We start from the raw sequence: 12,895 nt of genomic DNA on the forward strand, positions 1-12,895 counted from the left end.
GTCCCACGCCTTGCCCGCCAGGCTATCTCGTTGATGCGCCGACGGCACGATCCGCACACGAAAAGAAGTCGATCGTTCCACTTGCGGCATTATTGCTGCCCTGCTTAGAACCGCGGCGTCACTTAACGAAAGGCTCAAGCCCTTGGATCGCCGTCGCTTCCTCGCCTCTGCCAGCGCCGCCTCTGCCTTCGCGCTCCTGCCCGAAGCGCTCCGGGCGCAGACCAATGCCACGCCGGCAAATCCCGCTGACGCCCGTTTAAATGCCATTTTCGACCAGATTTTCGCAAAGACGCTCCAGCGTTCACCGGAATTGGCCACCTCCTTGGGCATGGACAAGGGCCCGAACGCCCGCCTGAAGCACCTCCTGTCCGACGATTCGCCCGCCGCAAAGGCGCGCAATCATGCAGAGCTGAAGCAGTCGATCACCACGATCCGCGCCTTCGATCCGGCTCCCCTCTCGCCCCGCTCGAAGCTTGATCGCGAGGTGATCCTCTATTCACTCGAGAGCCGCGCGCTCCCCCGCGACAAGTTTAACCTCGATGGCGTGCAGCGCCCCTTCACGATCACCCAGCAGGCGGGCGCCTATTTCTCTGGGCCTGACTTCCTGAACTCGGCGCACACGATCAACAATGCAGAGGATTGCGAAGCCTACATCAGCCGCCTGTCCGCCTTCGCGAACAGCCTCGATCAGGACAGCGCGCAGCAGAAGGAAGAGGCAGCGCGCGGCTATCTCGCGCCTGATTTCTCGCTCGATCTCGCGCTCGGCCAGATGGCGAAGCTGCGCTCGCCAGCGCCCGCCGAGAACGGCCTTGCACAGTCCGTCGCAAAGCGCGCCGCCGCGAAGAACATCCCGGGCGACTGGCAGGGCCGCGCCGCGAAGATTGTCGAGACGCAGGTCTACCCCGCGCTCGATCGCCAGATCGCGCTGGTGAAGGCCCTTCGCGCAAAGGCGCGCAGCTCGGCCGGCATTTGGGATATCCCGCGGGGCGACGAGATCTACGCCGCCGCACTCGAGCAGGCGACCACCACCAAGTACACGCCGGAAGAGGTCCACAAGATGGGCCTCGAGCAGGTTGCGGACATCAGCGCGCAACTCGATGCGATCCTGCGCAAGCAGGGCCTGACCAGCGGCAGCGTCGCCGAGCGCCTCAACATCCTCAACGTTCGTGCCGACCAGCTCTATCCCGATACCGCCGAGGGCCGCGCTGAGCTGATCAAGAGCCTGAACGACGGCAATGCCGCGCTGACGGCGAAGCTCAGCCAGGCCTTCCTCAATCCGCCCAGCGAACCGCTCGATATCCGCGCAGTGCCGGTGGAAATCCAGGACGGCGCATCGAATGGTTATTACAATCGCGCCGCACTCGATGGGTCGCGCCCGGCAATCTACTGGATCAACCTCAAGAGCGTCGCCGATTGGCCGAAGTACTCGCTGCCCAGCCTCACCTACCATGAAGGGGTGCCGGGCCATCACCTGCAGATCTCGATCGGACAGAAGGCGAAGCAGCCGTTGCTGCGCAACCTCTCCTTCTTCAGCGCCTATTCGGAAGGCTGGGCACTTTATGCCGAAAGCGTAGCGGACGAACTCGGCGGCTATGCCGACGAGCTGGAACGCGCCGGCTTCCTGCAGAGCTACCTCTTCCGCGCCGCGCGCCTCGTGATAGACACGGGTCTCCACACCAAGAAGTGGACCCGCGATCAGGCAACCGACTACATGGTCCAGACGGTCGGCTTCGCCCGCCCGCGCTCGCAGCGCGAGGTCGAGCGTTACTGCACGATGCCTGGCCAGGCCTGCAGCTACAAGGTCGGCCACGCTGCGTGGGTTCGCGCGCGCGAAACGGCGCAGAAGATCCGCGGAGACAAATTCGATCTGAAGCAGTTCCACGAAGTGCTTCAATATGGCGCCGTGCCGCTGACGATCATGGAGCGGCTGGTCGAGGAGCAGGCCCGCGCCTGAACGGAGCTACCTGCCCTGCATCCGGCGCGGGCACGCCCCGGCCGGACGCAGGAAGACTCCAAGTTCCACGTGATTTCATAAGTGGCGGGCTGTAGACCGCCCCTCATCATGCACCGTCCTGCACTTTCGATCGTCATCCCCTGCTACAATGAAGCGGCGACGCTTCCCCTGCTCCACCAGCGTGTGTCTGCCGCGGCACGCGCCGCGGTCGGCGACGACCATGAGATCGTCCTGATCAACGATGGATCGCGAGACGATAGCTGGGCCATCATGCAGTATCTCGCGGCCACAGATCCGCGGCTCGTGGCGATCAACCTGTCGCGCAATCATGGCCACCAACTGGCGCTCACCGCCGGACTTGATCTGTGTTCCGGCGAGCAGATCCTGATCATCGACGCGGATCTGCAGGACCCGCCAGAGCTCCTTTCCGACATGCGCGAGACGATGGCGCGTGAAGGGGCGGACGTGGTCTATGCGGTGCGCCGCAAGCGCGCTGGTGAAACCATGTTCAAGAAGGCCACCGCTGCCGCCTTCTATCGCTTGCTCGATCGACTCACCGACACGCCGATCCCCCTCGATACCGGCGATTTCCGCCTCATGTCGCGCCGCGCGCTTGATGCCCTGCTGTCGCTTCCCGAACAGGCCCGCTTCATTCGCGGCATGGTCGCGTGGATCGGCTTCCGTCAGGTCCCCTTCGCCTATGATCGCGCAGAGCGGCACGCAGGTGAAACCAATTACCCGATCAGCAAGATGATCCGGCTCGCGCTCGACGCAGTCACCGGCTTCTCCACGGCGCCATTGCGGTTCGCCAGCCATGCCTCGGTGGCGCTTGCCGGCGCATCCGTGCTGCTCCTGCTCTATATCGCCTGGGGTTATTTCGAAGGCGATCCGGTGCAGGGCTGGACGTCGACGATGCTGGTCGTGACGGTGCTGAGTGCCGTCCAGATGTTCGTACTCGGCATGATCGGCGAATATCTCGGGCGTCTGTACATCGAATCGAAGCGCCGCCCGCTGTATCTGGTGGCCGACATCGCCGGCACCGTGCAGCGCCGCGCAACGCTCGGCTTCCAGGCAGAGCGCACGATTGTCTCCCCGCGTGATCTGGCCCGCGAAACCGCGAAGTAAGCCTTCAGGCGGGCTCCGCCAGCGTGACGATCGACACACCGGGCGGCATTGGCAGCCGCCCGACCAGATGACGCTCCAGCCGGAAGATCGTCTCGAACAGCTTGTTGACCGGTGCGGGCGGGGGCGAATCATCGCTGTCGTCGCGCCCGGTCAGCCGCCCCGCAATCCGCGCGCCGGCGGCGAGCGGAAACAGAAGCGAGTTGAAATAGCCAAGCTTGCGCGGCCGTAGGCCCGCCGCCTCGATCGCTTTCACCAGCGTTGCCTTGGAGTAACGCCGGTGATGATGATTCACCACGTCGTGCGCGCTCCACATCCACTGATGCGCCGGCACGGTGATCAGGATCTTCCCGCCGGGCGCCAGTCGCTCGCGCATGGCCCGCAGTGCCGCGACATCATCCTCGATATGTTCGACCACATCGAGAACCGCGATCAGATCGTAATGGCCGGAGGGAACGCCGGGCAGGCCGGGCAGCGGCGCCGCACCCACGTCCCTGCCGAGACGCTTGCTGGCGATCTCCCGGGCTGCCGGATCGATCTCGATCGCCTCGACACTGCCGAACTGAGCCAGCATCGGCAGGTTGTGTCCGGTACCGCAGCCGATCTCCAGGATGCGTGCTTGCGCCGGCAGCCCACCCTCGCGGGTCAGATAATCCGCTAGGATGTCCCGCCGGGCGCGATACCACCAATGGGTGGAATCATGCTCGGCCATGCGATCGTAGACGCGGCGATCCATATCAGGCGAATACCCACAAGCGATTGAGTGCAAAGGTGACGGCCGGCGTCACGAAGACGATTGGGATCAGCGGCCACCACCACGGCCCTGCCAGCATGGCATCGTCCGTCAGCAGCCACACCCAGAAGGTGTTCGCCGCGAAGCTGACGAGCGAGACCGCGAAGAATTTTGGCGCAGAAGATTTCGCCGAGGCACTGTGCCCGCGAAAGCTCCACTTGCTGTGGAGCACGTATCCGGACAGCATCGCTACCAAATAGCCGCAGATATTCGCCACTTGCTCCGACGTGATCTTGAATGCAGCCAGTGGCGAATAAACCAGCGCATAGCACACGGTCGCCAGTCCGCCGGCGATGCCGAAACGGATGATCTGCCCGAGGGTTTCCCGCGCCTCCTCGGAAAGGAACTTGTTGCGAACCGCGTCCACGCCTTGCCCTTTATGCCCCCGAAGCTAGAGGCGAGCCGTACCCCGAAAAGCGCCGGCACGACCAGCGCGATCCGAAGAATGTGGCGGGCGTCTAGAGCGCTGGCGCCAGCGAGGAAAGCCCCGTGAAGCAGATGCGCCATCCGTTAGCCGCTGAACTCGATCGGCACTGGATCAAGCTGACGCTGCTCGCGTGGCTGGTGATCGCGATCTATTTCGTCATCCAACGCTGGAGCGCGATCCAGTGGCTCTCGCTTGGCGACACCGACGACAACATGCGCTTGATGCAGGTCCGGGCCTTGCTGGACGGCCAGGGCTGGTACGATCTGCGCAACTATCGGCTGAACCCGCCGGAAGGGTTCGACATCCACTGGTCGCGAATCGTCGACCTGCCGATCGCCGGCCTCATCATCCTGCTGCGTCCGTTTGTGGGCGTGGCCGAGGCCGAGAAACTCGCCTGTGGCATCGCGCCGCTCATCCCGCTCAGCATCACCTTCATCGGTATCGGCGCCACCGTCCGCCGCTTGGTCAACCCGCTCGCCTGGCCGCTCGCCATCGTCTTCCTTATGGGTTCGACGGTCGCGCTGCTGATGTTCATGCCCGACCGCATCGATCATCACGGCTGGCAGCTTGCGATGCTCAGCCTGACGGTTGCCGGCCTATGCGATCCCAATGGCCCGCGCGGTGGCACCACTGTGGGCCTCGCCAGCGCGGTGTCGCTTACCATCGGGCTCGAGATGCTGCCGTATTGCGCGATGGCGGGCGCGATCATCACGTTGCGCTGGGTATGGGACGGCGCTGAACGTCGGCGGTTGCTCACCTACGCCCTGTCGCTTGGCGGCGGATGCGCGGCCGGCTTCGCGATCTTCGCCTCTGAAGCCAATCGTGTGATGCGCTGTGACGCACTCACCCCGGTGTGGCTCAGCGTGTTCGTAGCAGCCGGCGCGCTGCTCGCGCTGATGGCGCTTCTCTCGCCGGCGAACCGCCCGGCGCGCCTCGGCCTTGCCGCTCTTGCTGGCGCGATCATCGTTGGGGGGTTCGTTGCCCTGTTCCCGCAATGCCTCGGCCGGCCTGAGCAGGTGTCCGACGAACTCTATGCCAACTGGCTCGGCAACGTGCGGGAAGCAAAACCCATCTACCGGCATCCGCTACGCGTCGGCCTGCCGCTCGCCGCATTGCCGGTGATGGGGCTGATCGGTGCCGCCATCGCCACCTGGCGGGCGCGCGGCACGCCTGCCATCCTCGGCTGGGCCTGCGTCGGCCTGTTCGCCATCTTCGCGATGCTGATGCTGCTGTGGCAGGTGCGCGCCGGGCCCGCGGCGCAGGTGATGGCAATTCCTGGTGTCACCGCCCTTGGCTGGATCGTGCTTCCGTGGCTGCTCGGCCACAAGTCGATCTTCGTGCGCGTCTTCGGCACAGTGACGGTGTTCGTCGTCATTTCGGGGCTGTTTGCGGGCCTTGCATTGAAGTGGTTCCCGATCGACCGCCCCAAGCCCTATGTGCAGCGCGTCAACCGGGCCACCGGCCGCTGCATGACGATGCCGGCGATGGACCCGCTCGATCGCCTGCCAAGCCAGACGATCTTCACCTTCGTCGATCTTGGTCCACGACTCATTGCGTTAACCCACCACAGCGCGATCGCGGGCCCCTATCACCGCAATGGCGGTGCGATTCTTGACGTGCAGCACGCCTTCAAAGGCTCGCCAGCGCAGGCACGCGAGATCATGCGGCAGCATGGCGCGACCATGATGCTGGTGTGCCCGAACATGGCCGAGTCAACCGTCTATCGGGACCGCGCACCCGAAGGCTTCTACAGCCGCCTGGCGCAGGCGGAGAAGTTCCCCTGGTTAACGCCCATCCCGCTTCCGAAGGGTTCGCCGCTGCGATTGTTCAAGATCGACTATAATGCGCCGCTGACGGGGCCACGCCCCACCAATACGCAAGCAGCGCCCGCTACGCGGCGGGCAACGTCAGAATGAACCGCGCGCCCTCATTGGGCGCGCTGTCCACCGTTAGATCGCCACCCATCGCACGCGCCAAACGGCGCGCGATATAGAGGCCAAGCCCGCTGCCGCCCGATTCCGACGGGTCAACCCGTTCGAACTTGCCGAAGATCCTGTCCTGATCTTCAGCAGCGATCCCCTTGCCTTGATCGGCAACTATGGCGATCGCCCGCGTGCCGTCGTGCTGCAATCGCAGCCACACGGTCGCGCCACGCGGGGAATAGCGCACGGCATTGCCGATCAGGTTGACCATGATCTGCAACGAACGCCGAAATTCACCATGCGCCGGGATCGATTGGTCCAGATCGCCGCGATCGATCGTGACGCCGGCATCGGCAGCCCGCACCGCCAAGAGCCCCGCTGCACGGCGTGTGACGTCCGCCAGATCGATCCCCTCGTCGTCCACGGTGAAGTCATCACGCTCGATCGCCTCGATGTCGGCTAGGTCGTCGATCAACCCCATCAGATGTCGTCCGGCGTTCGCGATGTCTGCGGCGTAATCGGCGTAGTGCGGGTCGATCGGGCCGTCGGCCGCGGCATTGATGCTGTCCGCGCTCGCCACGATGCGGCCAAGCGGCCCGCGCAGGATCGTGTCGAGCCTGCGATTGAATGCGTTGCCGAGCGCAACCGCATCGCGCAGCGGCGCCAGCGGCTGATGGAAGGTGGCCCCCGTGAAACCCGCGAATGCACCAGCAGCGTCACGGCGCACGTTTCCCGCCAGCATCACCTTTCCACCACTCTCTCGCAGTGTCGCCGGCTGTTTCTCGAAGTCCTCAAGCGCCGCGACCGCTTCTAGTAGCGGCATCACGCCATGTTCGTCGCTGTCCAGCGTGAACAGCTTTGTCAGCGGCTGCCCAAGTGCGGCGCGCGCGTCGAAGCCATGCCTCGTGCCGGCTTCCATCGGCAACCGCTGAATCCGGAGGCCGGCATCCGTCTCCCATGTCCAATCCGCGCCAATCGGCGCCGGAACGGCGCCAGTTGCGCGCGAAGGCCGCCATGCCGGGCGCTCGCGAACCGGAGAGACCGCGAAAGTCACGCCATCTTCGCTCGGAGTTGCACGCACCCAGCAATCGATATCCACCTCGCCATCCGCCAGGGTGACCGCCCGCGACACCAGGATACGCAGTCTTCGCGCCAGTCGAACGATGGTCGCCAGCTGCGGCGCCGCCAAGCGCTCACCCACTGCCCCGCCTGCGCGTGCGTTCATTGCCATGAAGCTCGAGTCGGCCTCGACCAGGCGGTCTTCGCGATCGACCCGTGCGGTGAAGATCGTGCCCTCGATCATTGTGCGTCCGCCCGCCGGAGATCGCTGAGTGCGGCACGAAAATCTCGATCCAGCATCAATGGCGCGAGAGCCTCCTTGGCTCGATCGCTCGGAACCGCTGCAATGGCGTCAATCTCGTCAGCGAAGGCCTCGATGTCGCGCCGGGGATCGGCGTCCCCAAGCGCCAGTCCGATGCGGGCGATCGTTGCGCGATCGACATCGAGTGCTCGCAGACCGACCCAGAGGCGATCGCCGTCCGGGTCCAGGACAATCAGGCGCGCCTCATCGAAATCGACGCTCAAAGACTTGGACAGGAGCGCGCCGAACAGCGCCAGTTCGCCATCCTCTACCGCGCCGACGAGATGGTTCTCAATTTCGTCCGGGAACCTGATGAGCGCGCCAGCCAACCTCATCGCGGCGTCGTCCAGTCGCGTCGTTTCATCGTGCGTCGCCAGCATCCGGCGGCTTGCAGATTGCAAGGCTTCGTCAATCACACCCTGCGGAACAGCCCCGCTGGTGGCGCCAGCTCTCGTAGCTGCTGCCAAATCCCAGACAAGTTGCCGATAAAGAGGTTCGGGCAACTCGCGCGCGGTCATAGCGTCGGGATCGGTCCGACTGACACTGGCGAACTGAAAGGCTGATGCCGTACTCGCGACCGTACCGTCCGCACTGGCAATGAGCCTAACCAGTAAGCCGGGTGCCGCGCCCGGCGGGCGGTTCGACCGCAACCCCTCCTCCAGCAGCTCCTGCTGCACCTGGTTCAGCAGTTCGGCGACCAGCTTCCGATCCCGCAGAAGCCCGCTAACAACCAGCCGCCGCGCCGTCGTGCCAGGCGCCCCAAACACATCTTTAGGTTCATGGCCATTGCTGAGGAGATACGGCGACGCGTGATCGCGGAGCTCTTGCTCGGTCGAACGCAGGATCGCGCCAAGTCTCACATTCAGTGCCGCTCGCGCGCGATCATCAAGCCGATCTTCGCTGCCCAGGAAGAAGTCCTCGACCGCCTTCCTCAGCCGCGCGTCTGCACGGCGATCCGCATTGGCCGCGCGCGCCAGCAAAGGAGCGGCGTCGTAGGCCAGAGGCCCCGTTTCGCCGTTTGAATCGACCGACATAAAGGCTGCCGTAGCGCGCGCCTCGTTAAAGGGCTGCTAAAGTCGTTCCCGCAACAGTTCGATCGCGGCCGCAACCGTCACCGCGGCGTAGACAGCTACCGCACCGAGCGCGATCGTCGGGAAGCCTAGGATCGTCACCGTGGCTAAGACCGTCAGATAAGCCGCTGGGTCGCCGCACCACTGCGGCCGATCAGACGGCGCCGCCCGCTCGCCCAGCGCACCCGCCACCACGGACGCGATCGCTAGCACGACGCCGGTCAGCTCTCCGGTTTCGCTGTCGACCGCGCGCCCCAGCAACAGAGCCGAGACGGCAGGAACGCCTGCAGTCAGCCACGTCATTGCCTGCGCAACCACTGCCTCGTCTCGCAGGCGAGCGAAGCTGCCGGCCAGTTTAGCGACGACGAGCGCCACAAGCGCCGAGATCAGTCCGACCGTGAGATGCCCGGTCCAGAGGCTCGCCCAGCCCGCCAGCCCAAGCGCACCAGCAGCACCGGCGAGCGCGGTGGTCGGCAATTGGCGGCGCATGAGCGCGGGCAGGCCAATCCGCGCGAATGGGCGGACGATCCATCGGTCGAACCATCCGGTACGCGTCGCCAGCGATGAAGACACGACGGCCCGGCTGCGGAGCTCAAGAGAATCGCCGCGACGCTCGATGCCGTGTCCGATTCGCTGTTCGCCCTCAGGAAGAACCAGCCGCATGGCGCCTGCCTGGGCGGCGACATGGAGCAGCGAGGATTGAATGTCGTAATCCCGCGGCATGGCCGCGACGTTGGCAAGCCGTAGTCCATCCAACCGCGCGATACCGGCCCAAGCGTCGCCGCCTCCGATCAGCTCATAGCCGGCGTCCGCCTCACTCTCGGGTACCACAAGCAGCGCATCACCTTCCTCGCGCGCGATCGAGGCGACCACCGCATCCGTCGTCACAAGCCCGTCGGCCAGCACCAGAAGGTGCGCAAGCGGATGTAGGCGCGCCGATGCCTCACCAGCACTACGCACGTTGTCGACGGTCACGCCGCGCCGCCCGATCCGCGCGATCGCACCCAGCAATTCTGGCGTCAGGCGGGAAACAACAATGACGATCTGCGAGGCGCCGGCAGCGATCAGCAGGCGAGCCTGGTATTCGATGACCGTCATTCCGGCGAACGGCAGCGTCGCCGCGAGCATGCCCGGGCGGTCATCAGCATCCTGGACGGCGAATATCAGCCCCGCGAGCATCGAGCGCTGTTACGAGTTGCGACCTGCCGGGGCAACGGGCGTGCGGCCTGCGCCCCGGAGTCGAAAAGAGGCGGCGCGCTACAGCCGCTCTACGGCGCGCTTGAGGCGGTTCACCATGGCGCTGTCCCCATGCTCGCTTTCGGCGGCTTCCGTCGCCAACGTCATCAGCCGCACTGCGCCGAAGCTCGCGGCGAGCCCCTTCAGTCGCCACGCAGCGGCGCGCCATTCCTCGTCGTCCCGCGCCTGTTCAACGGCGGCGAGCCCACGTTGGGCGCTCTCTAGGAACGCCCCTCGCAGTTCCGCGATCAACGCCGGATCGTCGCCCACAGCTGCCGCCAAAGCGGCGTCAATCGCTCCCGGATCAAAGGCCATCCGAGTAGCGCTAGCGCGGAACGCTTAATCGCAGGTTGCCGCTATTCGTTTTGAGACCGCCGATTTCCTGTTAGGTTCAGTCCATGACCGGGGGGCCAGTGACTATCGATATGCAAACGCGTGACACGGGTGAGACGCAGCACAATGACGTCGAGCCGCCAGCGCAGGTTTTCGAGACATTCCTCCCGGAAGACCCGTACATCATGAGCGAGGACAAACACCGCGCGACGGGATGGCAGGCAGCGGCACCATATGTGCTGGGTGGCATCTCGCTCATCTGGGTGGCGGGGCTGCTATGGATCGCAAGCGACACCATCGCTGCCATGCCCCCGTTCGCGATCGCGCAATTGGCGGCAGCTCTGGTTTCGCTGCCCGCCCTAGCGGGGATCGTCTGGCTCATTACGCTTCGCACCAGCCGCGCGGAGGCTCAGCGGTTCGGTGCCTCGGCCCGAGCGATGCGCGCTGAGGCAGCCGCCCTCGAACGCTCGGTCGCAGCACTGGCCGCAGCACTCGAGACAAACCGCGAGCGGCTTGCGGATCAAATACGCCAGCTAGGTTCGATCGGTGATGCTGCTACGGCGAAGCTCGCGTCCGTCGGTCGTGGCCTGTCCGAAGAGATCGATCAGGCGGACGTCCATGCCCGCTCGCTGGCGGAAGCTGCCGCAAACGCACAGGCTAACCTCACCAGCTTCCTCACCACCATGCCGCGCGTCCAGGCGGAGGTGGAAGGCATGGCGGAGCGTATCGACCTCGCCGCTCTCGCCGCGGGCGAGCACACCGCAGCGCTCGATGCGCAAGTCATCGCGCTTGCTGAGCGCGCGCGCGAGGCGGAGGCAGCTGCTGGCGGTTCGGCCCAGGCCCTAGCCGCTCACATTGATCGCATGGAAGCCACGAGCGTTGGCGCCGGCACCCGGCTGCAATCAACCACTAGCGACATGGCGGCAGCCGTTGACGCACTCATCGAGCGCCTCGCAGGCGCGGTGGACGCCGCACGCAAGGGGATCGCCGCGCAGAGCGAAGCCGCCGTTGCTCTCGTCGGCACGACGCAGGCGACGCTCGATGCGTCCGCACGCACCAGCGCCGATGCGCTGGCAGACCGGATCACGGCGATCGAACAGGTCATCGACCGCATTGCCGAACGCCTCGATTGTCAGCGCGCCGCTGGCGACGGGCTGATCCAGGGTCTTGAAGGCGGTCTGACACGCGTCGAGAGTCAGCTTGATGCCCTTCACCAGCGCGGCGTTGAGCGTTCGCAGCACCTCGCGGCTTCGATCAGTGCACTTGGCGGATCGGCCGACGCGATGACGCAGGCACTCGCTGCCGGTGATGCCATGGCCAACAAGGCGATCGCCACCACCGAATCGCTGCTGGTCGCGCTTGATGCCGCCGCCCGCGAAATTGACGAAACACTCCCCGCTGCCGTCGACCGGCTCGATTCGCGGGTGATCGCGGCAAAGGCTGTGGTGGTGGCCGCGAAGCCAGAGCTGTTGGCGCTCGTTACTGCGGCCGAAAGCACGCACGAGGCGATCGAGGCAATCGCTCAGGTAATTTCCGATCAACGGCAGAATGTCGACACGCTGACCGGCACGCTGATCGATGCTCTATCGAACGGGCGCAGCAAGGCGGACGCGATGGGCCAGATGGTCGATGAAGCGGCCGACCGCGCCAATCGCTTCGCCGAGGAAGCCGCACCTCGCCTGCTCGAAGCGCTGCTCCGGGTCCGCGATACCGCCACTCAGGCGGCGGAACACGCCCGCGAGGTCTTGGCGAAGGTCATCCCGGAAGCGGCAGAGGCGCTGGAGAGGTCCGGCACGGCGGCACTGCAGCGCGCGGTGGACGCCGGGCTCGATCGCCAGATCGCCCAGATCGAGACGACCGCCGAAGAGGCCGTCGCCGCGGCAAATCGCGCGGCGGAACGACTCAGCCAGCAGCTTCAGGGCCTTGATGCGGCGGCGGCGATGGTCGACACGCGGCTCGATGTGGCGCGCAAGGAAATCGAGGATCGCCAGCAGGAGAGCTTCGCGCGCCGGGCCTCGCTACTGATCGACGCGATGAACTCGGCCGCGATCGACATCACGCGCACTTTCTCGCCGGACGTTGCCGACAGCACCTGGGCTGCTTATCTGAAGGGCGACCGCGGCGTCTTCACCCGGCGCGCGGTGCGCTTGCTTGATAGCGTACAGCAGGCCGAGATTGGACGCTTCTATGATGAGGATGAAGCGTTCCGTGACCAGGTCAATCGCTACATCCACGATTTCGAGGCGATGCTGCGGACCATCCTGGCGCAGCCCGAGGGTTCGTTGCTGGCCGTGACGTTGCTCTCGTCTGACATGGGCAAGCTCTATGTCGCCCTCGCACAGGGCATCGAACGTCTGCGCTGATCAAGAAAGCGTCGGCGCTTCTTAAGGAAGCGCCGACGCCGGTTGATCAGTACTTCGTCAGATCGATCATCTCCGGCGTGATCCAGCCGTTGACGTAATTGGCATAGTAAAGCGTGAAAAGCACCGTCGCGACAATGGTCGTGCGGATCACCAGTCGGCCGAGCGCGAATTCATGCGGAGCGCTCTCCGCGTGCCCGGGCAGGCTTTCGGCCCCCGCCTCCTCGCTGGTGCGCACACCAAACGGCAGAACGAGGAACACCGAGAACGCCCAGAAGAGAATGTAGATTGCGACCGCAGAGGTCCACAACATGATCG

11 protein-coding genes are annotated in these 12,895 nt (G+C 65.2%); 4 read left to right on the forward strand and 7 right to left on the reverse strand.

Annotated features, from left to right (window positions below):
* Positions 1-142: 142 nt before the first annotated feature.
* Positions 143-1,954: a DUF885 domain-containing protein gene (locus ACH0AE_RS01685; protein ID WP_406875391.1), complete on the forward strand. Its 1,812-nt coding sequence runs from the start codon at positions 143-145 to the stop codon at positions 1,952-1,954.
* 108 nt (positions 1,955-2,062) lie between these two features.
* Entirely contained in the window at positions 2,063-3,079 is a 1,017-nt protein-coding gene (locus ACH0AE_RS01690; protein WP_294444005.1) for a glycosyltransferase family 2 protein, read from the forward strand.
* Positions 3,080-3,083: 4 nt separating this feature from the next.
* Here the strand turns inward: ACH0AE_RS01690 and ACH0AE_RS01695 are convergent, their stop codons facing one another.
* Together ACH0AE_RS01695 and ACH0AE_RS01700 are read right to left on the reverse strand one after the other, a co-directional pair.
* Complete coding sequence (locus ACH0AE_RS01695; RefSeq protein ID WP_294444006.1) at positions 3,084-3,812, reverse strand: bifunctional 2-polyprenyl-6-hydroxyphenol methylase/3-demethylubiquinol 3-O-methyltransferase UbiG; 729 nt, start codon at positions 3,810-3,812, stop codon at positions 3,084-3,086.
* Position 3,813: 1 nt separating this feature from the next.
* On the reverse strand, positions 3,814-4,236 hold the full coding sequence (locus tag ACH0AE_RS01700; RefSeq protein ID WP_294444008.1) for a GtrA family protein: 423 nt from the start codon (positions 4,234-4,236) through the stop codon (positions 3,814-3,816).
* A gap of 131 nt (positions 4,237-4,367) precedes the next feature.
* On the opposite strand from ACH0AE_RS01700, the gene ACH0AE_RS01705 reads away from it, so the two are divergent.
* Positions 4,368-6,212: an AcrB/AcrD/AcrF family protein gene (locus ACH0AE_RS01705; RefSeq protein ID WP_294444024.1), complete on the forward strand. Its 1,845-nt coding sequence runs from the start codon at positions 4,368-4,370 to the stop codon at positions 6,210-6,212.
* Here ACH0AE_RS01705 and ACH0AE_RS01710 read toward each other — a convergent pair.
* The 4 genes from ACH0AE_RS01710 to ACH0AE_RS01725 form a co-directional block, all read right to left on the reverse strand.
* Positions 6,187-7,521 carry a cell wall metabolism sensor histidine kinase WalK gene (locus ACH0AE_RS01710; RefSeq protein WP_294444009.1) on the reverse strand — a complete coding sequence of 445 codons (1,335 nt, stop codon included), beginning with the start codon at positions 7,519-7,521 and terminating at the stop codon, positions 6,187-6,189. The genes ACH0AE_RS01705 and ACH0AE_RS01710 overlap by 26 nt on opposite strands.
* Complete coding sequence (locus tag ACH0AE_RS01715; protein ID WP_294444011.1) at positions 7,518-8,612, reverse strand: DUF2336 domain-containing protein; 1,095 nt, start codon at positions 8,610-8,612, stop codon at positions 7,518-7,520. The genes ACH0AE_RS01710 and ACH0AE_RS01715 overlap by 4 nt, the downstream gene beginning before the upstream one ends.
* A gap of 36 nt (positions 8,613-8,648) precedes the next feature.
* On the reverse strand, positions 8,649-9,827 hold the full coding sequence (locus ACH0AE_RS01720) for a hypothetical protein (RefSeq protein ID WP_406875392.1): 1,179 nt from the start codon (positions 9,825-9,827) through the stop codon (positions 8,649-8,651).
* 78 nt (positions 9,828-9,905) lie between these two features.
* Positions 9,906-10,199: an Hpt domain-containing protein gene (locus ACH0AE_RS01725; RefSeq protein ID WP_294444014.1), complete on the reverse strand. Its 294-nt coding sequence runs from the start codon at positions 10,197-10,199 to the stop codon at positions 9,906-9,908.
* 98 nt (positions 10,200-10,297) lie between these two features.
* Between ACH0AE_RS01725 and ACH0AE_RS01730 the strand changes: the two genes are divergently transcribed.
* Positions 10,298-12,580 carry a hypothetical protein gene (locus tag ACH0AE_RS01730; RefSeq protein WP_294444016.1) on the forward strand — a complete coding sequence of 761 codons (2,283 nt, stop codon included), beginning with the start codon at positions 10,298-10,300 and terminating at the stop codon, positions 12,578-12,580.
* A gap of 46 nt (positions 12,581-12,626) precedes the next feature.
* Here ACH0AE_RS01730 and ACH0AE_RS01735 read toward each other — a convergent pair whose 3' ends face one another.
* A complete protein-coding gene (locus ACH0AE_RS01735) occupies positions 12,627-12,890 on the reverse strand; it encodes a DUF1467 family protein (protein WP_294444017.1) in 264 nt (87 codons plus the stop codon).
* Positions 12,891-12,895: the final 5 nt, after the last annotated feature.

Origin of the sequence: Sphingomonas sp. 179-A 2A2 NHS, assembly GCF_045371305.1 — a bacterium.
In the GTDB taxonomy this organism is placed as follows: Bacteria; Pseudomonadota; Alphaproteobacteria; order Sphingomonadales; family Sphingomonadaceae; genus Sphingomonas.